This window comes from Streptomyces glaucescens, assembly GCF_000761215.1.
Classification (GTDB): Bacteria; Actinomycetota; Actinomycetes; order Streptomycetales; family Streptomycetaceae; genus Streptomyces; species Streptomyces glaucescens_B.
In genome coordinates, this window is the sequence record NZ_CP009438.1 from 858,441 (window position 1) to 883,066 (window position 24,626).

A 24,626-nucleotide genomic window follows, 5' to 3' on the forward strand; every position below is an offset into this window, starting at 1 on the left:
GCCGACCGGGCGGTTGACGTGTGGCGCGGACCCGCTCCCGGCCGACCGGGCGGTTGACGTGTGGCGCGGACCCGCTCCTTACCGACCGGGCGGTGACGGGTGGCGCGGACCGCTCCCGCCCGGCCGGCGCGGTCATGCCGCGCCGCCGCCTCCCGTACGGCCGAACTGCTCGTCAAGGACGGACAGCCGGCGCCAGTACTCCTCCTCGTCGATCTCGCCGGAGGCGAAGCGGCGGCCGAGGAGGGCGATGGGCGAACCGGGGTCGCCGCCGACCGGCCTGCCGGGGCCGTCGTGCCCGCGCCGTCCGGTGCGGCGCAGCAGCGTGATCCCGCCGGCCAGGACGGCCGCCCAGAGCAGCGGGAAGAACAGGATCCAGGCGCCGGGGCCGCCGTCGCCGAGGTGTGCCAGGGTCTGCATGGTGTGTCATCTCCCGAGGTGACCGGCCCGGGTGGACCGGTGATGACTCCACCGTGGCCCCGGGGAGGGGGGTGGGTCGTCGTACGGCCGTGGGCAGTGCGGCTACCTCCGAGGGAGTAGGCGAGCGCCGCGGCCCGCCGCCGGTCACTCGGTGGGGGTGCCGACGCGCAGGCGGTTGCCGTCGGGGTCGCGCAGCTCCACCTCCCGGCCCCAGGGTTGCTCCGCCACGGTCACGCCGAACTCGGCGGCGATCGCGTCGACGCCGGCCAGCCGCAGGTGGACCAGCGTGTCGGGCGGGGCGTCGCCCGTGTGCTCCGAGAGGAACAACCGCACGCGTCCGCGCGCGACTTCGACGAAGGCGGGCAGGCCGGGCGCGAAACGGTGCTCCCACTGCGCGGCGAAGCCCAGCCGGGCGTACCAGCGGACGGCGGCGGCCGCGTCGGCCACGCGCAACACGGGAATGACCTCTTCTTCCGGTTCCGGTCGCATGGTCCCATGATCACAGGAGCCGGCCGCGGGGCGGGGCCGGGGCCGCGGCGTCCGGGCCGGTGGTTCCGCCGGGGCCAGTGCCCCACCGGGCCTCGACTTCTGTAACTACCAGTATGTACAGTCGGGGCGTGAGCACCTCCGAGCGACTGATCGAGTCCACCCGCGAACTGCTGTGGGAGCGCGGTTACGTGGGGACGAGCCCCAAGGCGATCCTGGAGCGGGCCGGCGCCGGGCAGGGCAGCATGTACCACCACTTCAAGGGCAAGCCTGACCTCGCGCTGGCCGCGATCCGGCGGACCGCCGAGATGATGCGGGCCACGGCCGAGGCCGTGCTCGGCGGGCCGGGAACGCCGTACGAGCGGATCGCGGCCTATCTGCTGCGCGAGCGCGACGTGCTGCGGGGCTGCCCGGTCGGACGGCTCACCATGGACCCGGACGTCATCACCAGCGAGGAGCTGCGCGCGCCCGTCGACGAGACGCTGGACTGGCTGCGCGAACGGCTCGCCTCGATCGTCCGGGAGGGCCAGGAACGGGGCGAGTTCGGGCCCGGGCTCGACGCCGGGGAGACCGCCGCGACCATCGTCGCGACCGTGCAGGGCGGCTATGTCCTCGCCCGCGCCTCCGGGCAGCCGGCCGCGTTCGACGCCGGGGTCCGCGGCCTGCTCGCCCTACTGGCACCGCCTGCCACACCCACCGCCTGAGGAGCGTCCGTTGCACGCCATGCAGTACGAGATCACCCTGCCCGCCGACTACGACATGAACGTCGTCCGCGCGCGCGTGGCCCGCCTCGGGCACCTCCTCGACGACTGGGACGGACTGGGTCTCAAGGCGTACCTGATGCGCGAGCGCGGGGTGCAGGGCTCGCCGGTCAACCAGTACGCGCCGTTCTACCTGTGGAACACCGTGCGGGGCATGAACTCCTTCCTCTGGGGCGGCGGTTTCCAGGGGCTCAGCGACGACTTCGGGCGCCCCGCGATCCGTCAGTGGACCGGGCTCGCGTACGAGGAGGGTGCCGCCGACGCGCCCGCCCGCGTCGCCGTCCGCGAGCGGCGGCCGGTACCGGAGGGCGCCGCGCTCGGCGAGATCGCCGAGGCCGCGGTGCGCGAGACCGCACGGCTCGCGACCGGGGACGGCGCGGTGTGCGCGGCGGCGGCCGTGGACACCGGCCGCTGGGAGCTGGTCCTCTTCTCCCTCTGGGCGCGGGAGCCGGAGCGGTCGCCGGGGGCCGGGGGCGAGGTGTTCCGGGTGCTGCACCTGTCGGCGCCGGGGCGGGCGCGGCTGCCGCGCGGCCGGCAGTGGTGAGCGCGGCGTGCGCGGCGTCCGGCCGCGCGGGGCCGGACGCGTTCCGCGCGGCCGGCGGAGGCGCGAGGCGCGAGGCGCGGTAGGGATCGCCGACCGGCTGTCGCTCGGCGGCGGCACCACGGCCACCGCCGCCCACCCGGTGCGCGGCGGGCCGCGTACGCCGGATCCGCTGCGCCGGGTACGGCCGAGGCCGGAGGCCGAGACGGGCGCCGGTTCGGTGCGCCGGTTCGGTGCGCCGGTTCGGTCGCCCGAAAGCCCCGACGGCCCGACGCCCCGACGGCCGCGGGGTGTTGGGGACTTGTGCGCGGTGGTCCGGCCGTCCGGGTGCCGAGGCACGCCGCGCCGCCGGGTCCCGGCCGGTCACGGGGAGGCCGGTGGAACGGCGGGCCGCCCTGCCCCGAAACTCATACTTGACCGTTCGTTCTCGAAACCCCTAGGGTCGGCGCATGGCCAGAACCAAGGAATTCGATCCGGACGCCGCCCTGCAGTCGGCCCTCGAACTGTTCTGGCGCCGGGGGTACGAGGCGACGTCCATGGCGGACCTCGTGGAGCACCTCGGCATCGGACGCGCCAGCATCTACGCCACCTTCGGCAACAAGCGCGACCTGTATCTGAAGGCGCTCGACCGCTACGGCGAGTCCCACAACCCCGCGCTGCTGCGCGAACTGTCCCAGCCGGGCCCCGCGCTGCCCGCCGTGCGGGCGGTCGTCCGGCGGTTCGCGGCCGAGGCCATGGACTCCACCCGCCGTACGGCCGGGTGCTTCGTCACCAACACGGCGGCCGAGCTGGCCCCGCACGACGGCGCCGCCGCCCGGCGGGTGGAGTCGAGCTGGGAACACGTCGAGACCCTGCTGCACGCGGCGCTGGTGCGGGCCCAGGCTCAGGGCGAGCTGCCCGAGGAGCGCGATCCGCGGGCGCTGGCCCGGATGCTGCTGGTGCTGATGCAGGGCCTGCGCGTCGTCGGCAAGGCCTCGGACGACCCCGCGCGGGTACGGGACGCGGCCGAGCAGGCGCTCGCGCTGCTGGACTGACCCGCCCCCACGGAAGACCGGTCACCCTCCGGGGTGCCCCCTTGCGTCACCTCGATAATTGACCGATCGATCCAGAAAGAGGGGGCCCATGACCGCGGTCGCCACCGCTCCGGCCGCCGGCGGTCCGGTGCGTGCCACCGGTCCCGCCTTCACGCTGCTCGCCTCCTTACAGGTCACCCTGATCTTCACGCTGGCCGCCGTCGCCGTACCGTTGCCCGAGATCGGCCGTCACTTCGGGACGCCCCGCGAGGAGCTGATCCTGCTGAGCGCGGCCTACGGACTCACCTTCGCCGGCCTGCTGCTGTTCGGGGGCCGCCTGGCCGACCGGTACGGCGGGCGGCGCACCCTCCTCGCCGGACTGCTGCTCCTCGCCGCGGCCTCGGCCGCCGCGCCGCTCGCCCCCGGATACGCCGCACTGCTCGGCGCCCGGTTCGGGCAGGGCGCCGGGGCCGCCCTGGTCGCGCCCGCCGCGCTGGCCGTGGTGCGGGCCCTGTTCCCCGAACCGGCCGCGTTCCGCCGGGCGATGGCGAGCTGGGGCGGCCTGTCCGTGCTCGGCGCCGCGGCGGGCCAGCTGCTCTCCGGGGCCGTCTCCGCCCTGCTGTCCTGGCGCTGGGCCCTCGCCGCGCCGCTCGCGGTCACGGTCCTCGCCCTGCCGCTCGTACCCCGGCTGCTCCCGGCCGACGGCCCGCGACAACGAACCGGCCGTCTCGACGTGGCCGGCGCGCTGCTCTCGACCACCGGGATCGTGTCCGTCAGTTACGGTCTGGTCCTCACCGACGCCCGGCCCTGGGGCTCGGCGCCGGTCCTGGTCCCGCTCGGCACCGGGGCCGTCCTGCTCGCCGCCCTCCTCGTGGTGGAGCGGCGCACGGCCGACCCGCTGCTGCCGCCCGGCTTCCTGCGCGACGGGCGGCGCGCGCTCGGGCTGGCCGCCACCGCGCTGACGGCGGCGGGGACCAGCACCGTCTTCGTGCTGTTCTCGCTCCATCTCCAGGAGGAGCGCGGCTGGTCGGCCCTGCGCACCTCGGCGGCGTTCGCGCCGTTCGCGGTGGCGCTCCTCGTCTCCGGCCGGGTGTCCGGGCGGCTCGTCGAACGGCTCGGGCCCGCGACGGTCACCGCGGGCGGCCTGGCCACCGGCGCCGGCGGGCTGGGGCTGCTCGCCCTGACCGGGCTCGACGACGGTCTCTCCTACGGCCACGGCGTCCTGCCCGGCCTCGTCCTGCTCCCCCTGGGAGCCGCCGCGGCGTTCGCCGGGGCGGCGGTGCTGGCCACCGAGCGGGTGCCCGCCGCGCGGTCCGGGCTGGCCGGCGGGGTGCACAACACCGCGATGGAGGCCGGGCCGACCGTGCTCTTCGCCCTGCTGCTGGCCACCGGCGGCGACCGGGCGAGCCTCGCCGCGGCGGCGGCGCTCTTCGCGCTCGCCGCCCCGCTCCCGCGCCTCACACGCCGCTGACCACTTCCCTTCCGTGATCGACAACCCATCCGAAGAAAGGCACTTCCTCATGTCCCGCACTCGCTTCGCCGACCGCGCCGTCCTCGTCACCGGCGCCGGATCCGGCATCGGCCGGGCCGTCGCCCTCGCGTTCGCCGCCGAAGGAGCACGCGTCGTCGTGGCCGGGCGCGGCCGGGCGGCGCTCGACGAGACCGCCGCCCTGATCGAGGCGGCCGGCGGTACGGCGCTCGCCCACACCGCCGACGTCAGCCGCGCCGACGACGTGACCGCACTGGTCCGGGCGGCCGTCGACCGGTTCGGCTCGCTCGACGTGGCCGTCAACAACGCGGGTGTCTTCCGCGGCGGGCCGCTGCCCGAGATGACCGGGGAGGACTGGCGGACCGTGCTCGACATCAACGTCACCGGCGTCTTCCTCGCCATGGCGGCCGAGATCCGGCAGATGCGCGCCCAGCCGGGCGGCGGCGCGATCGTCAACATCGCCTCCAACCTGGGCACCCACCAGCAGGTGCCCGGCACCACCGCCTACGCCGCGACCAAGGCGGCCGTCACCTCGCTCACCCGGGGCGCCGCCCTGGAGCACATCGGGGAAGGCGTGCGGATCAACGCGGTGAGCCCGGGGGCGTCCGACACGGCCATGTCGCTCCGGCCGGGCGAGACCGAGGCGGAGCGGGCCGTGCGGATGAAGGAACAGTCGCCGCTGGGCCGGGTCGCCGCCACGGAGGAGGTGGCGCAGGCGGTGCTGTATCTGGCGTCCGACGCCGCCGCGTCCCTGGTCGGCACCGACCTCGTGATCGACGGCGGCGCGTCGCTGTAGCGGCCCGGGCCGGCCCGGCGCGTCGCTGTAGCGGCCCGGGTCAGCCCGTGAGCGCCCCGAGCGGGTCGTCCAGCACCGGCTGCCAGGCCAGCTCCGCCGCGCCGACCAGACTGTTGTGGTCGAGGGTGCAGGGCAGGATGGGGACGCCGCCGCTGGGGCCCCACAGGCTGCGGTCGGCCACCACCGCGCGCAGCCGCTCCGGGTCGGTGTCCAGGAGGGTGCGGTGCAGACCGCCGAGGATGATCCGGTCCGGGTTGAGGATGTTGACCAGCCCGGCCAGGCCCAGGCCCAGCCGGTCGATCAGCGCCTCGGCGGCGGTGCGGACGGCCGGGTCGGCGTACTCCTCGCGGAGCAGGTCGTTGGCCTGCTGGAGCAGCGACACCTCGGGCCCCGGATCGCGGCCGGCCGTGGTGAGCAGGGCCAGCGGGTCGGCCTCCACGTCGAGGCAGCCCCGGCTGCCGCAGTGGCAGGCGCGGCCCTCGGGGTTGACGGTGAGGTGACCGACCTCCAGGGCGAGGCCCGAACTGCCCGAGTGCAGCCGCCCGTCGAGCACCAGCGCGCCGCCGACACCGCGGTGCCCGGTGGCCACGCACAGCAGGTCACGGGCGCCGCGGCCGGCGCCGTGCCGGTGCTCGGCGAGCGCGGCGAGGTTGACGTCGTTGGCGGCGAAGGCGGGCCCGGAGATGCCGGCGGCGCGCACGCACCCGGCGAAGATCTCCCGCACCGGCGCGCCCGCGGGCCAGGCCAGGTGCAGCGGATTGAGCGCCAGGCCCTCCGGCTCGGCGACGGCGGACGGCACCGCGAGTCCGGCGCCCACGCACCGCCGTCCGGTCTGCCGCAGCAGGTCCGCGCCCGCCTCGACGACCGAGCCGAGCACCTTGGCGGGGTCGGCGTCGATGGTCTCGCAGCCGGGCGCGGTGGCGACGATCCGCCCGCCGAGCCCGACCAGCGCGGCCCGGAAGCCGTCGGCGTGCACCTGGGCGGCGAGAACCACGGGGCCGTCCTCGGCGACCCGCAGCCGATGCGAGGGGCGGCCCTGGGAACCGGCGGCGGCGCCGGGCCTGGCATCGACCCGGATCAGGCCCAGGGCCTCCAGTTCGGCGGCGACCGCGCCGGCCGTGGCGCGGGTGACGCCGAGTTCGGCGGTGAGCACGGCGCGCGTGGGCGCCCGTCCGGTGTGCACGAGCTCCAGCGCGGGACCGAGCGCACCGCGCCCCCGGTCCAGCCGCGCCCTCGAGGTGGTCCCTTCCCCCGCCGGACGGGGGTCAGCCTTGCCGCTCATGAGGGTGAGTCTCCCATGATCCGCCCGTCAGCCGGCCGCCGGGAAGCCGCTCACCCGCAGGGTCACATTGAGCCGTCCCCGCAGTCCCAGCCAGGGCGGCGCCGTCCCCGGGTGCACGCGGGGCACCCCGTGGTGGGCGAGCCGGGAGGGCCCGCCGAACACGAACAGGTCGCCGCTGCGCAGCTCCACGTCGGTGTAGGGGCGCCCGCGGGTCTCGGGGTTGCCGAAGCGGAAGACGCAGGTGTCGCCGAGGCTCAGGGACACCACGGGCGCGTCGGAGCGTTCGTCGGCGTCGCGGTGCATGCCCATGCGGGCGTCGCCGGTGTAGAAGTTGACCAGGGCGACGTCGTACGCCGGGCCCGGCGGGGTGCCGGCCGCCGCGTCCGCCGCGGCACCACCGGCCTCCGTCCCGCCGAGCGCGTCGGCGACCGCGCGCCGTCCGAGGTCGCCGAGCCAGCCGGGGAAGGGCTTGACCGGGGCGCCGTCCCCGTCGACGGCCGTGCGCGCGTAGGCGTACGGGTACCAGTGCAGGCCCAGGCAGACCTGGCGGGCGGTCATGGTGCCGCCGCCGGGCGTGCGGACGGTGCGCAGTCCGGCGGGCGGGCGGGCCCAGTCCCGGCAGGCCGCGAGCAGTTCGCGCTGGCCGTCCGGGTCCAGCCAGTCCGGGACGTGCACCGCGCCCGGCGCCACCCGTGCCCGCTCTCGGGGGAACAGCTCGGCGTCCATGCCGTCCATCCTCCCCCACCGTCCCGGCGCGCTCACCGGCGCACGGTCGCTGAACTGCGGCTCCGCTAGCCTTGACGCACGATGAACGACCGTATGACGACCCCCTGGGGCGAGCTGGCGCTCACCCGTTTCCCCGAGGACCCGCGCGACCGCCTGCGGGCCTGGGACGCCTCCGACGCCTATCTGCTGCGGCACCTCGCGGCCCAGGACGTCCCGCTCGACGGCACGGTCGTGATCCTGGGCGACCGCTGGGGCGCGCTGGCCACGGCGCTCGCCGGGCACGCGCCGGCGCAGGTCACCGATTCCTTCCTCACCCAGGAGGCGACCCGGGCGAACCTGGCGCGGGCCGGTGTCCAGCCGGGCCAGGTGCAGCTTCGCACCACGCAGGATCCGCCGCCGGAGCGGATCGACGTGCTGCTGGTGCGGGTGCCGAAGAGCCTCGCGCTGCTGGAGGACCAGCTGCTGCGGCTGGCGCCCGCGCTGCACGCGGACTCGGTGGTCGTCGGCACCGGCATGGTGAAGGAGATCCACACCTCCACGCTCCGGCTGTTCGAGCGGATCGTCGGCCCCACCCGCACCTCGCTCGCCGAACAGAAGGCGCGGCTGATCTTCGCCACCCCGGACCCGTCGCTGAGCCGTCCCGCCAACCCGTGGCCGTACCGCTACGCGCTGCCCGACGGCATCGGGCCGGCCTCCGGGCACACCGTCGTCAACCACGCGGGCGTGTTCTGCGCCGACCGGCTGGACATCGGCACGCGGTTCTTCCTGGGGCATCTCCCGCCGAGCCGGGGGGCGCGGCGGGTGGTGGACCTGGGCTGCGGCAACGGGGTCGTGGGGACGGCGGTGGCACTGGCCGATCCGCAGGCCGAAGTGCTGTTCGTGGACGAGTCGTTCCAGGCGGTGGCGTCCGCCGAGGCGACGTACAGGGCCAACGGGGTGCCGGGGCACGCCGAGTTCCGGGTCGGGGACGGGCTGGCGGGTGTGGCGCCCGGCAGCGCCGACGTCGTGCTCAACAATCCGCCGTTCCACTCCCACCAGGCCACGACGGACGCCACGGCCTGGCGGATGTTCAGCGGCGCCCGGCGGGTGCTGCGGCCGGGCGGTGAACTGTGGGTGGTCGGCAACCGGCACCTCGGGTACCACGTGAAGCTGCGGCGGCTGTTCGGCAACAGCGAAGTGGTCGCCGCCGACCGCAAGTTCGTGGTGCTGAAGGCGGTCAAGCGGCGCTGAGCGTGCGGAGGAGCCGCGCGGCCGTGTCGGCCATCGCCTCCCGCCCCGCGCCGAGGTAGGTCCGCGGGTCCACCGCCTCGGGGTGGCCGGCGAGATGCGTGCGGATCGCCGCGGTCATGGCGATGTTGAGCGCGGTGCCGATGTTGACCTTGGTGATGCCGCCCGCGACCGCCGCGGTCAGTTCGTCGTCCGGCAGCCCGGAGGAGCCGTGCAGCACGAGCGGCACGTCGAGGCGCGCGGCGAGGCGCTTGAGCAGGTCGTGGTCGAGGCGCGCGGTGCGGGTGGTCATGGCGTGGACACTGCCCACGGCGACCGCGAGGGCGTCCACCCCGGTGTCCGCGACGAAGGCGCGGGCCTGCGCGGGACGGGTGCGCGCGCCCGGCGCGTGGGCGTCCAGCGGGGGCCGTCCGTCCTTGCCGCCCACCTCCCCCAGCTCCGCCTCGATCCACAGCCCCCGGGCGTGCGCCCAGTCGGCGGCGGCCCGGGTGGCGGCCAGGTTCTCGGCGTACGGCAGCCGGGCCGCGTCGTACATCACGGAACTGAACCCGGCGTCCGGCGCCTGCCGCAGGAGGCTCTCGCCGCGGACGTGGTCGAGGTGCAGGGCGACGGGGACGGCCGCCTGTTCGGCGGCGCTGACGGCGGCGCGGGCGAGCGGCAGCAGCCGTCCGTGGCGGAAGCGCACGGCGTTCTCGCTGACCTGGAGGACGACGGGTGCGCCCGCGGCCTCCGCGCCGGCGACGACCGCCTCGACGTGTTCCAGGGTGATGACGTTGAAGGCGGCCACGGCGCGGCGGGCCGCGGCGGCGGCGGTGACCAACTCGCCGGTGGTGACGAGAGACACGGTCGGTCCTTTCCGGCGGGGTCAGGGCGCGAGGATCACCGATCGGGTGAGGTGGCGGGGGCGGTCCGGGTCGAGGCCGCGGGCGGCGGCGACGGCGACCGCGAGGCGCTGGGCGCGGACCAGTTCGGCGAGCGGGTCGAGGCCGCCGGCGATCCACTGGGCGCCGGTGGCGCGGACCTCGTCGGCGAGTCCGGGCGGCGCCTGGCCCAGCATCCAGGTGGCGGTGCCGCGCGTGCTGACACTGATGGGGCCGTGCCGGTACTCCATCGCCGGGTAGGACTCGCTCCAGGCGCCGGCGGCCTCGCGCATCTTCAGGGCGGCCTCGTCGGCGAGGCCCACCGTCCAGCCGCGGCCGAGGAAGGCGAACCGGGTGCGGCCGGCGAGTCCCTGCGGCAGGTCCCCGGCGAGGGCGGTGCGGGCGTCGGCGGTGACGGCGTCGGTGTGCAGGCCGAGGTGGGCGCGGAGGAGGGTGAGCGCGGTGGTCGCGAAGCGGGTCTGGACGACGGAGCGTTCGTCCGCGTAGTCGAGGACGACGAGGTCGTCGGCGGTCTCGGCGACGGGGGTGGCCGGGTCGGCGGTGACGGCGGTGGTGCGCAGGCGGCCCCGCAACTCGCCCAGCAGTTCGAGGACTTCGGTGGTGGTGCCGGAGCGGGTGAGGGCCACCACCCGGTCGTAGGGGCGGCCGTGCGGGAACTCGGAGGCGGCGAACGCGTCGGTCTCGCCCTGGCCGGCGCCCTCCCGCAGGGCGGCGGCGGCGCGGGCCATGAAGTATGAGGTGCCGCAGCCGACGAACGCCACCCGCTCCCCCGGCGCGGGCAGCGCGGCGCGGTGTCCGGGTGCCTGCCCCGCGGCTCGGGTCCAGCACTCCGGCTGGGTGCGCAGCTCGTCCTCGACATGGGTCATGTCGTAGCCCCTCCCACTGATGTGATTGTTCATGCAAGGTAGCGCGCGCTTCCGAGCATCTTCAAGCATGGGGAGGGAGTGGGGGTGCGCTAGGGTCGCCGAGGAGGACCGGGACCGGATGGAGGGTGCGGATGTCGCGCGACGCCCGCTGGAAGGCACTGCTGGAACTGCTCGTCGAGCGCGGCCGGCTGGACGTCGAGGAGGCCGCCGCCGAGCTGGAGGTGTCGGCCGCCACGATCCGCCGGGACTTCGACCAGCTCGCCGAGCAGCAGATGCTCGTGCGGACCCGGGGCGGCGCCGTGGTGCACGGGGTGTCGTACGAACTCCCGCTGCGCTACAAGACGGCCCGCCGCGCCTCCGAGAAGCAGCGCATCGCCAAGGCGGTGGCGGAGCTGATCGCACCCGGCGAGGCGGTCGGGCTGACCGGGGGCACGACCACCACCGAGGTGGCCCGCGCGCTCGCCGTGCGCGGTGATCTCGGCTCCGGCTCGCCCGCGCTCACCGTCGTCACCAACGCGCTCAACATCGCCAACGAGCTCGCCGTACGGCCCCAGTTCAAGATCGTCGTGACCGGCGGGGTGGCACGGGCGCAGTCGTACGAGCTGATCGGGCCGCTCGCGGACGGGGTGCTGGGCCAGGTCACGCTGGATGTGGCGGTGCTCGGTGTCGTCGCCTTCGACGTGGTGCACGGCGCCGCGGCGCACGACGAGGCGGAGGCCGCGATCAACCGGCTGCTGTGCGAGCGGGCGGAACGGGTGGTGGTCGCCGCCGACTCCAGCAAGCTGGGCCGCCGCGCCTTCGCCCGCATCTGCGCCGCGCGGGCCGTGGACACCCTGGTGACCGACACGGCGGCGGACGAGGCCGTGGTGCGGCGGTTCGAGGAGGCGGGGATCCGGGTCGTCGCCGTGTGACGGCCGGCGACGCCGCGGTGCGGCGCGATGCCGGACGCCGGGATCCGGCACCTGGAAGCCGGGGGTCGGGCGCCGCCAGTCGGAAGCCGGGCACGGGGGGCGGGAATCGGGCGCCGGGCGCCCGGCACGAGCGACGAGACGCCCCTAAGCTGGAACCGCGCTGGCGGACCTTCGAGGGAGGCGGCGATGGCCGGGACAGCGAGCGGCGGCGGCTCCGGAGGGCCGCGTTACCTGCCGGTCGCCGAGCACGGGCTGATCGGCGATCTGCGCAGCGTGGCCCTGACGGGCACCGACGGCACCATCGACTGGTACTGCTGTCCCGCCTTCGACGCGCCGAGCGTCTTCGCCTCCATCCTGGACGCCGAGCGCGGCGGCGCCTTCCGGCTGTCGGCCGCCGGACCGGCGAAGACGAAGCAGTTCTACTTCCCCGACACCAACGTCCTGATCACCCGCTTCTTCACCGAGGACGGCGTGGGTGAGGTGCAGGACTTCATGCCCGTCCGCGGCGAGCGGGCGGAGGCCGAACGGCACCGGCTGATCCGCCGGGTGGTGTGCGTCCGCGGGTCGGTGGTGTTCCGCGCACACGTCGCGCCCCGCTTCGACTTCGGCGCGCGGCCGCACACCCTGCGCATGGAGGACGGCGTGGCGGTCTTCGCCTCGGCCGGGCTGACGCTCGCGCTCACCGCGACCGTGCCGCTGGAGCCGGACGGGCCGGACGCGCGGGCCGAGTTCAAACTCGCCGAGGGCGAGTCCGCGGTGTTCGCGCTCGACCAGGTGGGCGGTGACGTGGCGCCACGCCGGTGCCCCCGCACGGAGGCCGAGGAGGAGTTCCAGGCCACGGTGGCGTACTGGCGCCGGTGGCTGTCCCAGTCCCGGTACCGGGGCCGCTGGCGGGAGATGGTGCACCGCTCGGCACTCACCCTGAAGCTGCTCACCTACGCGCCGACGGGCGCGATCGTCGCCGCCCCCACCACCAGCCTGCCCGAGCGGCCGGGCGGCGAGCGCAACTGGGACTACCGGTACGTGTGGGTGCGCGACGCCGCGTTCTGCGTGTACGCGCTGCTGCGGCTGGGGTTCAGCGGTGAGGCCGAGGCGTTCATGGACTTCGTGACCCGGCACGTCAGCCCGGGCGACAGCCGGGCCTCCGGCCCGCTGCAGATCATGTACGGCATCGACGGCCGCACCGATCTGACGGAACGCGAACTGCCCCAGCTCGAGGGGCACCAGGGCTCCGCCCCGGTCCGGGTCGGCAACGCGGCGGCCGAACAGCTCCAGCTGGACATCTACGGCGCACTCCTCGACTCCATCTACCTCTACGACAGGTGGGCGCGCCCCATCTCCAGCGCCCAGTGGGACGACGTCTGCGCGCTCGTCGACTGGGTGTGCGCGCACTGGGACCAGCCGGACGAGGGCATCTGGGAGACCCGGGGCGGCCGGCGGAACTACCTGTACTCGCGGCTGATGTGCTGGGTGGCGATCGAGCGGGGCATCCGGATCGCCGTGCGACGCGGGCTCCCCGCCGACCTGCTCCGCTGGCAGGAGGCCCGGGACGCCGTCTACCGGCGGATCCACAGCCGCGGCTGGTCGGCGAAGCGACAGGCCTTCGTGCAGTACGAGGGCGGTGAGGTGCTGGACGCGGCGGTGCTGATGATGCCGCTGACCAAGTTCATCGCGCCGACCGACCCCAAGTGGCTGTCCACCCTCGACGCGCTGACCGAGGAGCTGGTGTCGGACTCGCTGGTCTACCGCTACGACCCGCAGGCCAGCCCGGACGGACTGCGCGGCGACGAGGGCACGTTCTCGATCTGCTCGTTCTGGTACGTCGAGGCGATGGTGCACGCCGGCCGGGTGGACGAGGCCCGGCTGGCGTTCGAGAAGATGCTCACCTACGCCAACCATCTGGGCCTGTACGCCGAGGAGATCGGCCACACCGGCGACCAGCAGGGCAACTTCCCGCAGGCGTTCACCCACCTCGCCCTGATCAGCGCCGCGTTCCACCTGGACCGCGCCCTCGGCTGAACCGCCCCGCCGCCCCGGGCGGGGACACGGCGCCCGGAGCGGCGGCGACCCGGTGCGCGATCCGGCGGAGAACCCGGTTCACCGTCCGGCGGGGACACGGCACCCGGAGCGGCCGGGACACGGCGACCGCCGGCCTCGCTCACGGCCGGAACGACGACCGATGAGGGGCGTGATCCGGCCGACTTGATCAGGGTGCCGCGGTGGACGCCGCCGCCCCGGCGGCGCAGCCTTCGCCCTCCCCCTGCCATGGGACAGGTGCTGGTCACGCGACTCACCGGCCCTACGGGACCGGACGTGCCACCGGCCCCGCGCGTCAGCGCGGGAGCGCCGTCATGGGAGAATGCTCCGGTCGATCATGGCTGAAAAGCATCGACTCCGACGCCCCCTCGCGTGCCCCGGACCACGGATCGCCCATGAACCGTGCGCGCGCCGCGCCATCGCCTCCGTACGGCCACTCGTCCGCCATCCCCCGGCGAGCCGGCCGCCTCCTGGGTGACGCGTACGGCGTGCACGGTCGGAGTCGACTCCCCGTAGCTGAAAGGGCACGCTGTATGACACGTCGAACGGCACGCCGCTGGCTGATCGCCGGGACGACGGCCGCCTGTGTGGCCGCCGCCGCACTGGCCGCCACGGTGGAGAACCGGCCGGCCGTGCGGCAGACGGACACGACGGCCGCCGAGGAGCTGCCGCTGGGCGCCGCCACGCTGGAGGAGACCCGGACCTCCCGGGAGCTGGCGCCCGGGGTCACGCACATCGCGATCGAGCGGGGCCATAGGTCGGCGGGCGACTTCTGGACCGTGACGATCGGGCTCGCCACCAACAAGGCGGAGGCAGCCGAGCTGGAGCGCAAGGTGCGCGCCGCCGGCTACCGGCCGCGGCGCGACCGCACCGCCGGACCCGACCCGCGGGGCCCTCTCGGCCGGCCGCTCGGCTGGATGGTGCGGGTGGGCCGGTATGCCGACCGGGCCGCCGCCGACCGGGCCGAGGACGAGATCACGGCCCGCGGGCTGCCCGGGCACGTCCAGCACACCAGCGAGGACGGGCTCGCGACCACCGGGCCCTGGTCACTGGACGTGCTCGTGGTGGACCCCGCGCGCTTCCGCGGCCGGCTGCGGTCCGAGCTGGCGACCGGTGTCGTACCGGGCCGCGAGACGACCAGCTCGGTGGCACGGCGCACCGGCGCCCTCGCCGCGGTCAACGCCGGCTATTTCGTCATCGGCGGCGAGAAGCACACTCCCGGCAACTGGGTGGCCGGCACCGACGGCGATCCCGCCGGCGTCTCGGTGATCGGCGGGGAGCTCGTCTCGGAAGCCGTGAACGGGCGGCCCGCCCTCGTCGTCCCGGCCGGCAACGGCCGGAACACCTCGGTCCGGCGGATCGAGACCCGGATCACGGTCGCCGCCGCCGACGGCGCGTCCCGCGAGGTGACCGGCCTCAACCGGCGGCCGGGTCTGATCCCGAACTGCGGCGGCGTCGGGAACGCCACCCCGTTCTCCCGCCCGGCGCACGACTACACCTGCGGCAACGCGGACGAGGTGATCGCCCTCACCCCGGCGTTCGGCACCTCCGCCCCGCAGGGGCCCGGATTCCAGGCCACCCTCGGCGCCGACGGCCGGGTCACGGCGGTCCGGGAGGGCCGGGGCGGGCCCGTGCCCCGGCTCGGCACCGTCCTCCAGGGCACCGGAGGCGGAGCCGACTGGCTGCGCGCCCACGCCAGGGTCGGTGCCCCGCTGACGGTGCGCGGCACCGTGGTGGACGCCGGGACGCGGACCCCGCTGGAACTCACCCCGGACACCTCCGTCGTCAACGGCGGCCCCCTGCTGCTGCGGGACGGGAAGCCGGCGCTCGACCCGGTGCGGGACGGGTGGAGCCCCCAGGACATCGCCGGCGCGGACCGCGCCGGCATGTACAACGACTGGTACCTGCGCCGCAATCCGCGCACCGCGGCGGGTGTCACGCGGGACGGGCGCCTCCTGCTGCTCACCGTCGACGGCCGCCGGCCCGGTCACAGCGCGGGTCTGTCGATCACCGAGACCGCCGAGGTCATGCGCGGCCTCGGCGCGGTGCACGCGATCAACCTGGACGGCGGTGGCTCGACGGCGATGGTCGTGCGCGACGAACTCCAGGGCCACCCCAGCGACCCCACGGGCGAGCGGCCCACCGGGGACACCCTGGTCGTGCTGCCGCAGTAGGTGACGTCCCGCCGGCCGGACCGGACCGGCGAGCGGCGGCCGGTGCCGGACGGCCGGGCGGCCTGACGGCCGGTAGGGGCGACCCCCCTCCGGGCGGCAGAACGCGGCATGGTTATCATCTGAGCGCCACCTAGCTCGAAAGATGGATCTGTGACTGTCAACGAGGACTCGTTCACGAACTGGAAGAACCGCGAGGAGATCGCGGAGTCGATGATCCCGATCATCGGGAAGCTGCACCGGGAGCGGGACGTCACCGTCCTCCTCCACAGCCGCTCCTTGGTGAACAAGTCGGTGGTCAGCATCCTCAAGACCCACCGCTTCGCCCGGCAGATCGCCGGCGAGGAGCTGTCGGTGACCGAGACGATGCCGTTCCTGCAGGCGCTCACCGCGCTCGATCTCGGCCCGTCCCAGATCGACATCGGCATGCTCGCCGCCACCTACAAGGCCGACGACCGCGGACTGTCGGTCGAGGACTTCACCGCCGAGGCCGTCGCCGGCGCCACCGGCGCCAACAAGATCGAACGGCGCGAGGGCCGGGACGTCGTCCTCTACGGCTTCGGCCGCATCGGCCGCCTCGTCGCCCGGCTGCTCATCGAGAAGTCCGGCTCGGGCAACGGCCTGCGGCTGCGCGCCATCGTCGTGCGCGGCGGCGGTGAGCAGGACCTCGTGAAGCGGGCCTCGCTGCTGCGCCGCGACTCGATCCACGGCCAGTTCCAGGGCACGATCACGGTCGACGAGGAAGCCGGCACGATCGTCGCCAACGGCAACACCATCAAGGTGATCTACGCCAACGACCCCTCCGAGGTCGACTACACGGCGTACGGCATCAAGAACGCCATCCTCATCGACAACACCGGCAAGTGGCGCGACCGCGCGGGCCTGTCCAAGCACCTGCGCCCCGGCATCGACAAGGTCGTGCTCACCGCGCCGGGCAAGGGCGACGTCCCGAACATCGTGCACGGCGTCAACCACGACACCATCAAGCCGGACGAGAAGATCCTGTCCTGCGCCTCCTGCACCACCAACGCGATCGTCCCGCCGCTGAAGGCCATGGACGACGAGTTCGGCGTGCTGCGCGGCCACGTGGAGACCGTCCACTCGTTCACCAACGACCAGAACCTGCTGGACAACTACCACAAGGCCGACCGCCGCGGGCGCTCCGCGCCGCTCAACATGGTGATCACCGAGACCGGTGCCGCCTCGGCCGTCGCCAAGGCGCTGCCCGACCTCAAGGCGCCCATCACCGGCAGCTCCATCCGGGTTCCGGTGCCGGACGTGTCGATCGCGATCCTCAGCCTGCGCCTCGGCCGTGAGACGACCCGCGAGGAGGTCCTCGACTACCTGCGCAACGTCTCGCTGACCTCCCCGCTCAAGCGCCAGATCGACTTCACCACGGCGCCCGACGCGGTCTCCAGCGACTTCATCGGCTCGCGGCACGCCTCGATCGTCGACGCCGGCGCGACCAAGGTCGACGGCGACAACGCGATCCTGTACCTGTGGTACGACAACGAGTTCGGCTACTCGTGCCAGGTCATCCGCGTCGTGCAGCACGTCTCCGGGGTGGAGTACCCGACGTACCCGGCGCCCGGCGCCTGATCCGGGACACCCGGCACCCGCGGCGGCCGTGCGCCCGACCCCACCGGTCGGGCGCACGGCCGCCGCGCCCTTTCCCCGAGGCGCCATTTCCCCGGGGGGAGAGCGCAACCATTCAGGGAACCCGACTGTCTCATCTGATATCGGACAGCGAATGCCCTAGGGGACGCAATGGCGCGAAAACGAACAGCATGGGCGACAGCCGCACTCGTCGGCATCACCTTGACGGCGGCGGCCGTGCCGGCCCAGGCCACCGCACCCACCACCACCCGGACCACGGCCTGCCCCACCGGCTGGGGCAGCCTCGCCAGGACCGGCGGCGCCGGCACGACGGAACCGCTGACGAACGTCAGGGCCGGCCGGCACGCCTGCTACGACCGGCTGGTCATCGACGTCCCCGGCGCCGGCAAGGGCGTCGGCTACCGGGTCGGTTACGTGGACCGGCTCCACCAGGACGGCTCCGGCCGTCCCGTCCCGGTCGCGGGCAAGGCCGTCCTGGAGATCCGGGTCATGGCACCCGCCTACGATCCCGAGACCGGTGCGCCCGTCTATCCCGGCCGGGCCGGGCGTCCGCTCCCGGGCGTGGACCTCACCGGCTACCGCACCTTCCGCGACGCCCGCTTCGTGGGCAGCTTCGAGGGCGAGAGCCAGTTCGGGCTCGGCCTGCGCGCCCGGCTGCCGTTCCGGGTGACGCAGACAGCCGACCGGGTCGTGGTGGACGTGGCCCACAACTGGACCGGCAGCCGCTGACCCGGACCGGTCCCTGAGACCGGTCAGGCCGGCTGCCGCACCCGCCCGGCAGCCGGTGGGGTCGGCCCGGAACCCGCCCGCCGCTTCCGGCCCCGCCGGGTCGGGCCCCAGGGCTTCAGGACCGAGACCGCCGTCATGAAGACGTAGGCGGACAGCGAGACGGCCGGGCCGAAGAGCACGTCCCCGGCGTCCGGCAGCGGCCGTCCGCCGGAGACGGCGGCGACCGCCTCGTTCACCCCGGGACGCAGGGCGAGCACGGTCGCGGTGGTCGTGGCCAGCGTGAGCCAGAACTTGGTGTACACCCATCGGTGCCGCGCCAGCCCCCACGCGGTGCCCAGGGCGAGCACCAGTCCGCTGAGCAGGGTGAGGAACGCGGCGGGGAGCAGCAGCCAGTCGGCGAAGAGCTTCATGCTCCGCACGGCGGCCGTCACGGCCGGTGCGGAACCGGTGGTGGTCGCGGTGATGCCGAGGGCGAGCAGCCCGAGCGTGAGCCCGAGCCAGCCGGCGGAGGCGGCCACGTGGACGACGAGGAGGGCCCGGCGTGCGGGTCGGCTGAGTTTCACGTCTCCCACGCTGCCCGGCGGCGCCGCCGCGGGCGTCCGACGGCGGGAGTGACCCCGCGTGCTTCCCACGGCGTACGCGCACCGGAGGAGCGTGCGCGCCGCCGCGGGCGCGGGTGACGCGGGCGCGGGTGACGCGGGCGGGGGTGCCTAGCGGGCGGCGAGGAGCCTCGCCGCGTTCCGGAGCGTGTGCCGGGCCACGTTCTTGCCGAGCGTGATGCCCGCCTCGTCGGCGCTGCGGGTGTGGATGCCGGAGAGGACGCGGGCGTCCACGTTCTCGTCCGAGAGCTGCTTCCAGGTGGTGTACGTCCGGGTCACGCCGGGCGCGGTGGGGCTGGTCAGGTCGAACGGGGCGGTGCGCGGCCCGGCGAGCGTCGACAGCACGGCCTCGGCGGCGCCCGAGTAGGTGGTGTGGCCGCTCGGGTAGTCGGGGTGCGCGGGCGTGGTGTGCAGCGGCGTCCACTGCGGGTCCGGGTCGACGGATCCGGTGCGGATCGCCGTCACGGGACGCCAGCGCTCGTACGCGTACTTGCTGTCGGAGGTGGCGATCTGCGTGTCCACCAGGGCGACGTGGAAGAGCGCGACCAGCCGTGCCTGCCCGGCGACGCCCTGGTCCGTGCGGGACAGCGCCACCCGGAGCGGTTCGGTGTAGAGGGTGAGGGAGGAGCCGTACCAGAAGGCGGCGGTCTCCGTCTGGTGCGGGCTGCGCACCGTGCTGTCCGCGGCCCCGTACGCCCGGACCTCCGCGAGGTCGGCGGCGTGGCGGGCGGAATCGGGGGCGGGCGGCGGGCCGAGCCGGAACTGGTGCGGGCTGGTCAGCGTGAACGGCTGGGCGAGCCGGTTGCCGTACTGGACGGCCGGCGCGTAGGCGGGCGGTGTCGGCTGCCAGACGCCGGGCGCCGCGGGCCGCACGGGGTACGGGGCGTTCACCGAGGCCGGGTCGAGGCCGTCGCCCTGCCGCGCGGCGAGGAGGAGGTCGGCCTGGCGCCGTCCGGCGGCGGTGCCGCGCCGCTCCGCCGGACCGTCCGGGATCGCGTCGAGTGTCGTGCGGAGCTTCGCGTCGAGCTGTTCGGTCCGGCCGGGCGCGAGGGCGACGAGGGCGCGGTGCACGGCCGCGGCGAGCGCCGCCTCCTGGTAGGGGCCGCGCTCCACGCCCCGGGGCACGGCGCGGGTCGCCCGGGCCGCCGCGAGCCATCCGATGGCCCAGGTACGGCTGTTGGTGACCTGGGTGGGCGCACCGGCCGTCGCGATGGTCTCGGCCGTGGTGTCGTACCAGGTGAAGGCCGTCGGGGTGCGGTCGGCCGCGGTGGCCTGCGGGACCGCGACGGAGGTGGTCAGCAGTGCCGCCGCGCCCAGCGCGACGAGGGCGGAGCGGGTTCTCGGCGTACTCATGCGGTGTCCTTCGGTCAGAGGGGTGCGGCGACGGCCCGGCCGGCGGGTCCCGGTCGACCGCAATGATCGCGCAGGGTGGCACCCTGGTGGCGGAGCGCAAGTGTCGGCGTGCCCGGAGGGGGCGCCCACGTGTTCGGTGAGGAGGCCGAAGCCCGCCGGGGCGGCCGGGGCGGCATGCCGTCGAAGCCGCCGGCCACCCGGTGCGCGGTCCCGGAGGTGACCGGCGCGGTGGGGAAGTTCAGCTACATACCGCGGTGGTGACGCGCATCAGGTCGATGGCCCGCCGCCGGGAGAAGCGATCGAAGATCCGCATGCCGTCGAACGTAACGACGGGTCAGAAGCCGGTCAATACAGGTCGGGCGGCTTCGCGGGACCCGCAACGGCACTGCCACGGCACTGTCGTGACGCTGTCATGCGCGCGTTACAAGCGGCCGGGACGGGCCGGGCCGCCGCCCCTTGCCCCGGGCCCGGCAGGCTCCTACCCTGGCTTTTGTGCCGCAAATAAACAAAACCCGTTCGCACAGCGTCGTGCCGGGTCCCGCCGGCGACCTCGCCCGGCTCCGCGCAGCCCTGACCACCTTCTTCGCCCTCGACGGTTTCGTCTTCGCCGGGTGGGTCGTCCGCATCCCCGCCATCAAGGAACAGACCGGCGCCTCCCCCAGCACCCTCGGTCTCGCCCTGCTCGGCGTCTCCGCCGGTGCGGTCGTCACGATGGTCCTCACCGGACGGCTCTGCCGCAGGTTCGGCAACCACCAGGTCACCGTCGCCTGCGCGGTCCTGCTGTCGCTCAGCGTCGCCCTGCCCCCGCTCACCCACTCCGTGCTCGCCCTCGGCGCGGTGCTGCTGGTCTTCGGCGCGGCGTACGGCGGGATCAACGTCGCCTTCAACAGCGCCGCGGTCGAGCTGGTCGCCGCCCTGCGACGGCCGGTCATGCCGAGCTTCCACGCCGCGTTCAGCCTGGGCGGCATGATCGGCGCGGGACTGGGCGCACTGGTCGCGGGCGCCCTGTCCCCCACCCGCCACCTGATGATCCTGGCCCTGACCGGCCTGCTCGTGACCGCCCTCGCGGCACCGACGCTGCTGCGCCACCGGCCGCCGAAGCCGCCGGAAACAGGGAATCCGCCCCGGCCGCCGGAGCGCACGGCCGGCGGACGGGCCGCCCCGAGCGGCCAGCCCCGCCCCCGCCCCGACCGCCGCACCCGTGCGCTGGTGGCCGTCTTCGGCCTGATCGCCCTGTGCACGGCGTACGGCGAGGGCGCACTCGCCGACTGGGGCGCGCTCCACCTGGAGCAGGACCTCGACGCCTCCCCTGGCGTCGCGGCGATCGGCTACTCCTGCTTCGCGCTCGCCATGACCCTGGGCCGGCTGAGCGGAACGGTCCTGCTGGAACGTTTCGGCCGGACCCGCACCGTGGTCGCGGGCGGTGCAACCGCGGCGGCCGGCATGCTGCTCGGCTCGCTGGCGCCCTCGCTGTGGGCCGCGCTGCTCGGTTTCGCGGTGGCCGGCCTCGGCCTCGCCAACCTCTTCCCGGTCGCGGTGGAGCGGGCGGGCGCGCTCGCCGGTCCCGGCGGGGTGGCGGTCGCCTCCACGCTGGGCTACGGGGGCATGCTCCTGGGCCCGCCCGTCATCGGCTTCATGGCCGACTGGTTCTCCCTGCCGGCCGCCCTGACCAGCGTGGCGGCACTCGCCGCGGTGGCCGCGCTGATCGGGGTCGCGACCCGGCGCGTCACGGCGTAGCGGAGCCGGAGCACGTTGTACGCGCCGGGGCGGCGGGAAAAACGCCTTGCCCCGGAGCGTGTTCCGTCCGGCAGACTCCGCACCATGGAATCCACTGCTCTGGAGACAGGCCGCTACCTCGAGATCCTCGACAGGGAAGGCCGATCGCTCGCCTCCGCCGCCGAGCGGGCCGGGACCGGCGCGAAGGTGCCGACCTGCCCCGACTGGCAGGTGCGCGACCTGTTGCGGCACACCGGCACGGTGCACGGCTGGGCCGCCTCGTACATCCGGGAAGGGCACACCGAGGGGCGCCCCCTCGGCGATCCGCCGGACCTCGACGGCCCCGAACTGGTCGCCTGGTACCGGGAGGAGCACCGCCGCCTCGTCGACACGCTCGCCGCGGCGGCGCCGGACGTGGCGTGCTGGGCGTTCCTGCCCGCGCCCTCGCCCCTGGAGTTCTGGGCCCGCCGGCAGGCCCACGAGACCGCCGTGCACCGCTTCGACGCGGAGGCGGCGCTCGGCGGCGTCCCGGGCCGGGTGGACGGCGACTTCGCGACGGACGGCATCGACGAGCTGCTGCGCGGCTTCCAGGCCCGCTCCCGGAGCCGGGTGCGCACGGACGAGCCCCGCACGCTGCGCGTGCGCGCCACCGACACGGACGCGGTGTGGACCGTACGGCTGTCGCCGGAACCGCCGGTGACGACGCGGGGCGCCTCGGGCGAGGCCGACTGCGAACTGTCCGGCCGTGCCGAGGAGTTGTACCTGGCGCTGTGGAACCGGCTGCCCGTTCCCTCGGTGACCGGCGACCGGGCGCTGGCCGAGCTGTGGCGGGAGCGCTCGGCCGTGTGAGTCCGCGCCCGCGGGCTCGGCCCGCCGCACGCCGGACTCGGCCCCGCGCGTCCGCACCGGCCCTGCCCGCGCGGGCCCAGTCCGACGTGCCGGGGCTCAGTCCGACGACTCCGGGCTCAGTCCGACGACTCCGGGCTCAGCATGCGGGTCAGCACCGCCCGCTGCACCGGCAGCACCTCGGCGTGCAGGGCGCGCCCCTTGTCGGTGAGGGCAACCCGCACCCCGCGCCGGTCCTCCGGGCACATGCCCCGGCTGACCAGCCCGTCCTTCTCCAGCCGCGCGATCAGCCGGGAGAGCGCGCTCTGGCTGAGGTGGACGTGCTCGGAGATCTCCTGCACGCGGTAGCTGCAGGGGCCCTTCGGCGTCTCGCCCTCGGCCAGCACGTCGAGGACCTCGAAGTCACTGGCGCACAGGCCGTGCCCGTGCAGGGCCCGGTCGAGTTCCCACTGGGTGTGCGCGTGCAGCGCGAGGATGCCCCGCCACTGCTCCACAAGCGCCTGCTCGGCCGCCTTCTTCGCCGCCATGTTCGCACCGTAGCAGAGAAGTCGCTTTGTTGCATCGACATTAAATGCGTTTGCATTGGATGCAGGTGCATGTACTGTCCCTGCCATGACCTCTCCGCTCACCGCTTCCACACCCGAGGTGCGGCCCGAGGTGCGCTGGACACCCCGGCTGTGGGGCACCCTGCTCGTGCTCTGCGCCGCGATGTTCCTCGACGCGCTGGACGTGTCCATGGTCGGCGTGGCCCTGCCGTCCATCGGCGCCGACCTGGGCCTGTCCACCTCGACCCTGCAATGGATCGTCAGCGGCTACATCCTCGGCTACGGCGGCCTGCTGCTGCTCGGCGGACGCACCGCCGACCTGCTGGGCCGGCGCCGGGTCTTCCTGGTGGCCCTGGGTGTCTTCGCCCTCGCCTCGCTCCTCGGCGGACTCGTCGACTCCGGCCCGCTCCTCATCGCCAGCCGCTTCGTCAAGGGACTGAGCGCGGCCTTCACCGCCCCGGCCGGCCTGTCGATCATCACCACGACGTTCCCCGAAGGGCCGCTGCGCAACCGGGCCCTGTCCATCTACACCACCTGCGCCGCCACCGGCTTCTCGATGGGCCTGGTGCTGTCGGGCCTGCTCACCGAGGCGAGCTGGCGGCTGACCATGCTGCTGCCCGCGCCCATCGCCCTGGTCGCGCTGGCCGCCGGTCTGAAGCTGCTCCCGCACAGCGCCCGCGAACGCGACCACCGCGGCTACGACATCCCCGGCGCCGTCCTCGGCACCGCCGCCATGCTGCTGCTGGTGTTCACCGTCGTCCAGGCCCCGGAGGCCGGCTGGGCCGCCGCCCGCACCCTGCTGTCCTTCCTGGCGGTGGCCGTGCTGCTGACGGCGTTCGTGCTGGTCGAGCGGCGCTCGCCGGGGCCGCTGGTGCGGCTCGGCGTGCTGCGTTCCGGCACCCAGGTGCGCGCCCAGCTCGGCGCCATGGCCTTCTTCGGCTCGTACGTCGGCTTCCAGTTCCTGGTCACCCTGTACATGCAGTCGCTGCTGGGCTGGTCCGCGCTGCACACGGCGCTCGCCTTCCTGCCGGCGGGCGCGCTGGTGGCGGTGTCGTCGACGAAGGTCGGCGCGATCGTCGACCGGTTCGGCACCCCGCGCCTGATCGCCGTCGGCTTCGGGCTGATGGTCGCCGGTTACGCGCTCTTCCTCGGCGTCGACCTCCACCCGGTCTACGCGGTGGCGATCCTGCCGAGCATGCTGCTGATCGGCGCCGCCTGCGCACTGGTCTTCCCGTCGCTGAACATCCAGGCCACCAACGGGGTCGACGACCACGAGCAGGGCATGGTCTCCGGACTCCTCAACACCTCGGTGCAGGTCGGCGGCGCGATCTTCCTCGCCGTGGTGACGGCGGTGGTCACCGCCCACACCCCGGAGAACGCCGGCCCACAGGCCGTCCTCGACAGCTACCGGCCGGGCCTGCTCGTGGTCACGGGCATCGCCGTGGCCGGCCTGCTGATCGCCCTGACCGGTCTGCGCGACCGGCCCGCGCGGGCATCGGTCGTGGTCGCCAGGTCCACCACCCCGGAGGCGGAACGCGTCCCGGTACGCGACTAGGGGGTCCGCCACCCGAGCGCGCCCGGCGGGGCAGGCTTGCCCGCCGGGCGCGCGGCTGTGAG

The 24,626-nt window shown here is 74.8% G+C and carries 23 protein-coding genes; 14 read left to right on the forward strand and 9 right to left on the reverse strand.

Annotation, left to right across the window (positions count from 1 at the left end):
- Positions 1–132: 132 nt before the first annotated feature.
- The gene (locus tag SGLAU_RS03685; RefSeq protein WP_043498327.1) at positions 133–417 is read right to left on the reverse strand and encodes an SHOCT domain-containing protein; all 285 of its coding nucleotides are present in this window, start codon (positions 415–417) and stop codon (positions 133–135) included.
- Between the two features lie 144 nt (positions 418–561).
- Positions 562–906 carry a glyoxalase superfamily protein gene (locus SGLAU_RS03690; protein ID WP_043498329.1) on the reverse strand — a complete coding sequence of 115 codons (345 nt, stop codon included), beginning with the start codon at positions 904–906 and terminating at the stop codon, positions 562–564.
- Positions 907–1,019: 113 nt separating this feature from the next.
- Here SGLAU_RS03690 and SGLAU_RS03695 point away from each other — a divergent pair, with 113 nt between their 5' ends.
- The 5 genes from SGLAU_RS03695 to SGLAU_RS03715 all read left to right on the forward strand — a co-directional run bounded on the left by SGLAU_RS03695 (position 1,020) and on the right by SGLAU_RS03715 (position 5,503).
- A complete protein-coding gene (locus tag SGLAU_RS03695; RefSeq protein WP_043498331.1) occupies positions 1,020–1,607 on the forward strand; it encodes a TetR/AcrR family transcriptional regulator in 588 nt (195 codons plus the stop codon).
- 10 nt (positions 1,608–1,617) lie between these two features.
- The gene (locus SGLAU_RS03700; protein ID WP_043498332.1) at positions 1,618–2,208 is read left to right on the forward strand and encodes a DUF4865 family protein; all 591 of its coding nucleotides are present in this window, start codon (positions 1,618–1,620) and stop codon (positions 2,206–2,208) included.
- A gap of 446 nt (positions 2,209–2,654) precedes the next feature.
- Positions 2,655–3,239, forward strand: a complete 585-nt coding sequence (locus tag SGLAU_RS03705) for a TetR/AcrR family transcriptional regulator (RefSeq protein WP_043498336.1) — start codon at positions 2,655–2,657, stop codon at positions 3,237–3,239.
- A gap of 88 nt (positions 3,240–3,327) precedes the next feature.
- Complete coding sequence (locus tag SGLAU_RS03710; protein WP_043498337.1) at positions 3,328–4,689, forward strand: MFS transporter; 1,362 nt, start codon at positions 3,328–3,330, stop codon at positions 4,687–4,689.
- Between the two features lie 49 nt (positions 4,690–4,738).
- Positions 4,739–5,503 (forward strand): SDR family NAD(P)-dependent oxidoreductase, encoded by a 765-nt coding sequence (locus SGLAU_RS03715; protein WP_043498339.1) that lies wholly within the window; start codon positions 4,739–4,741, stop codon positions 5,501–5,503.
- Positions 5,504–5,543: 40 nt separating this feature from the next.
- On the opposite strand, the gene SGLAU_RS03720 is transcribed toward SGLAU_RS03715, so the two are convergent.
- Both SGLAU_RS03720 and SGLAU_RS03725 read right to left on the reverse strand, forming a co-directional pair.
- Positions 5,544–6,785 (reverse strand): ROK family protein, encoded by a 1,242-nt coding sequence (locus tag SGLAU_RS03720; RefSeq protein ID WP_043498341.1) that lies wholly within the window; start codon positions 6,783–6,785, stop codon positions 5,544–5,546.
- A gap of 27 nt (positions 6,786–6,812) precedes the next feature.
- On the reverse strand, positions 6,813–7,511 hold the full coding sequence (locus tag SGLAU_RS03725; protein ID WP_043506223.1) for an alpha-ketoglutarate-dependent dioxygenase AlkB family protein: 699 nt from the start codon (positions 7,509–7,511) through the stop codon (positions 6,813–6,815).
- A gap of 93 nt (positions 7,512–7,604) precedes the next feature.
- Between SGLAU_RS03725 and SGLAU_RS03730 the strand changes: the two genes are divergently transcribed.
- Complete coding sequence (locus SGLAU_RS03730) at positions 7,605–8,741, forward strand: methyltransferase (protein ID WP_043498343.1); 1,137 nt, start codon at positions 7,605–7,607, stop codon at positions 8,739–8,741.
- Here SGLAU_RS03730 and SGLAU_RS03735 read toward each other — a convergent pair.
- On the reverse strand, positions 8,728–9,582 hold the full coding sequence (locus SGLAU_RS03735) for a class II fructose-bisphosphate aldolase (protein WP_043498346.1): 855 nt from the start codon (positions 9,580–9,582) through the stop codon (positions 8,728–8,730). The two genes, SGLAU_RS03730 and SGLAU_RS03735, sit on opposite strands and share 14 nt — an antisense overlap.
- A 21-nt stretch (positions 9,583–9,603) precedes the next feature.
- On the reverse strand, positions 9,604–10,485 hold the full coding sequence (locus SGLAU_RS03740) for an SIS domain-containing protein (protein ID WP_043498348.1): 882 nt from the start codon (positions 10,483–10,485) through the stop codon (positions 9,604–9,606).
- Positions 10,486–10,616: 131 nt separating this feature from the next.
- Here SGLAU_RS03740 and SGLAU_RS03745 point away from each other — a divergent pair, with 131 nt between their 5' ends.
- From SGLAU_RS03745 to SGLAU_RS03765, 5 genes are all read left to right on the forward strand, one after another.
- A complete protein-coding gene (locus SGLAU_RS03745) occupies positions 10,617–11,396 on the forward strand; it encodes a DeoR/GlpR family DNA-binding transcription regulator (protein WP_043498351.1) in 780 nt (259 codons plus the stop codon).
- A gap of 186 nt (positions 11,397–11,582) precedes the next feature.
- Positions 11,583–13,415 carry a glycoside hydrolase family 15 protein gene (locus tag SGLAU_RS03750; protein WP_052413597.1) on the forward strand — a complete coding sequence of 611 codons (1,833 nt, stop codon included), beginning with the start codon at positions 11,583–11,585 and terminating at the stop codon, positions 13,413–13,415.
- A 551-nt stretch (positions 13,416–13,966) separates the two neighbouring features.
- Positions 13,967–15,607, forward strand: coding sequence for a phosphodiester glycosidase family protein (locus SGLAU_RS03755; RefSeq protein WP_159072758.1), 1,641 nt, complete (start codon positions 13,967–13,969; stop codon positions 15,605–15,607).
- Between the two features lie 150 nt (positions 15,608–15,757).
- Positions 15,758–17,203, forward strand: a complete 1,446-nt coding sequence (locus SGLAU_RS03760; RefSeq protein ID WP_043498352.1) for a glyceraldehyde-3-phosphate dehydrogenase — start codon at positions 15,758–15,760, stop codon at positions 17,201–17,203.
- Positions 17,204–17,371: 168 nt separating this feature from the next.
- Positions 17,372–17,950 carry a hypothetical protein gene (locus SGLAU_RS03765; RefSeq protein ID WP_052413599.1) on the forward strand — a complete coding sequence of 193 codons (579 nt, stop codon included), beginning with the start codon at positions 17,372–17,374 and terminating at the stop codon, positions 17,948–17,950.
- A 23-nt stretch (positions 17,951–17,973) separates the two neighbouring features.
- Here SGLAU_RS03765 and SGLAU_RS03770 read toward each other — a convergent pair whose 3' ends face one another.
- Together SGLAU_RS03770 and SGLAU_RS03775 are read right to left on the reverse strand one after the other, a co-directional pair.
- A complete protein-coding gene (locus tag SGLAU_RS03770; protein ID WP_099052760.1) occupies positions 17,974–18,513 on the reverse strand; it encodes a DUF2269 family protein in 540 nt (179 codons plus the stop codon).
- 147 nt (positions 18,514–18,660) lie between these two features.
- A complete protein-coding gene (locus tag SGLAU_RS03775) occupies positions 18,661–19,902 on the reverse strand; it encodes a vanadium-dependent haloperoxidase (RefSeq protein WP_043498356.1) in 1,242 nt (413 codons plus the stop codon).
- A gap of 528 nt (positions 19,903–20,430) precedes the next feature.
- On the opposite strand from SGLAU_RS03775, the gene SGLAU_RS03780 reads away from it, so the two are divergent.
- Positions 20,431–21,639, forward strand: coding sequence for an MFS transporter (locus SGLAU_RS03780; RefSeq protein ID WP_043498359.1), 1,209 nt, complete (start codon positions 20,431–20,433; stop codon positions 21,637–21,639).
- 84 nt (positions 21,640–21,723) lie between these two features.
- A complete protein-coding gene (locus tag SGLAU_RS03785) occupies positions 21,724–22,467 on the forward strand; it encodes a maleylpyruvate isomerase family mycothiol-dependent enzyme (RefSeq protein ID WP_412556215.1) in 744 nt (247 codons plus the stop codon).
- Positions 22,468–22,583: 116 nt separating this feature from the next.
- Here SGLAU_RS03785 and SGLAU_RS03790 read toward each other — a convergent pair whose 3' ends face one another.
- Positions 22,584–22,991 carry a MarR family winged helix-turn-helix transcriptional regulator gene (locus tag SGLAU_RS03790; RefSeq protein ID WP_043498361.1) on the reverse strand — a complete coding sequence of 136 codons (408 nt, stop codon included), beginning with the start codon at positions 22,989–22,991 and terminating at the stop codon, positions 22,584–22,586.
- Between the two features lie 85 nt (positions 22,992–23,076).
- Here SGLAU_RS03790 and SGLAU_RS03795 point away from each other — a divergent pair, with 85 nt between their 5' ends.
- Positions 23,077–24,564: an MFS transporter gene (locus SGLAU_RS03795; RefSeq protein WP_043498363.1), complete on the forward strand. Its 1,488-nt coding sequence runs from the start codon at positions 23,077–23,079 to the stop codon at positions 24,562–24,564.
- The last annotated feature ends 62 nt before the right edge of the window (positions 24,565–24,626 follow it).

Coding starts and splice junctions, on each gene's coding strand:
- SGLAU_RS03720 (WP_043498341.1), bottom strand. CDS start 6,785: ATGAGCGGCAAGGCTGACCCCCGTCCGGCGGGGGAAGGGACCACCTCG.
- SGLAU_RS03695 (WP_043498331.1), top strand. CDS start 1,020: ATGTACAGTCGGGGCGTGAGCACCTCCGAGCGACTGATCGAGTCCACC.
- SGLAU_RS03690 (WP_043498329.1), bottom strand. CDS start 906: ATGCGACCGGAACCGGAAGAAGAGGTCATTCCCGTGTTGCGCGTGGCC.
- SGLAU_RS03755 (WP_159072758.1), top strand. CDS start 13,967: ATGACACGTCGAACGGCACGCCGCTGGCTGATCGCCGGGACGACGGCC.
- SGLAU_RS03775 (WP_043498356.1), bottom strand. CDS start 19,902: ATGAGTACGCCGAGAACCCGCTCCGCCCTCGTCGCGCTGGGCGCGGCG.
- SGLAU_RS03710 (WP_043498337.1), top strand. CDS start 3,328: ATGACCGCGGTCGCCACCGCTCCGGCCGCCGGCGGTCCGGTGCGTGCC.
- SGLAU_RS03715 (WP_043498339.1), top strand. CDS start 4,739: ATGTCCCGCACTCGCTTCGCCGACCGCGCCGTCCTCGTCACCGGCGCC.
- SGLAU_RS03725 (WP_043506223.1), bottom strand. CDS start 7,511: ATGGACGCCGAGCTGTTCCCCCGAGAGCGGGCACGGGTGGCGCCGGGC.
- SGLAU_RS03785 (WP_412556215.1), top strand. CDS start 21,724: ATGGAATCCACTGCTCTGGAGACAGGCCGCTACCTCGAGATCCTCGAC.
- SGLAU_RS03730 (WP_043498343.1), top strand. CDS start 7,605: ATGACGACCCCCTGGGGCGAGCTGGCGCTCACCCGTTTCCCCGAGGAC.
- SGLAU_RS03790 (WP_043498361.1), bottom strand. CDS start 22,991: ATGGCGGCGAAGAAGGCGGCCGAGCAGGCGCTTGTGGAGCAGTGGCGG.
- SGLAU_RS03745 (WP_043498351.1), top strand. CDS start 10,617: ATGTCGCGCGACGCCCGCTGGAAGGCACTGCTGGAACTGCTCGTCGAG.
- SGLAU_RS03740 (WP_043498348.1), bottom strand. CDS start 10,485: ATGACCCATGTCGAGGACGAGCTGCGCACCCAGCCGGAGTGCTGGACC.
- SGLAU_RS03765 (WP_052413599.1), top strand. CDS start 17,372: ATGGCGCGAAAACGAACAGCATGGGCGACAGCCGCACTCGTCGGCATC.
- SGLAU_RS03750 (WP_052413597.1), top strand. CDS start 11,583: ATGGCCGGGACAGCGAGCGGCGGCGGCTCCGGAGGGCCGCGTTACCTG.
- SGLAU_RS03685 (WP_043498327.1), bottom strand. CDS start 417: ATGCAGACCCTGGCACACCTCGGCGACGGCGGCCCCGGCGCCTGGATC.
- SGLAU_RS03705 (WP_043498336.1), top strand. CDS start 2,655: ATGGCCAGAACCAAGGAATTCGATCCGGACGCCGCCCTGCAGTCGGCC.
- SGLAU_RS03795 (WP_043498363.1), top strand. CDS start 23,077: ATGACCTCTCCGCTCACCGCTTCCACACCCGAGGTGCGGCCCGAGGTG.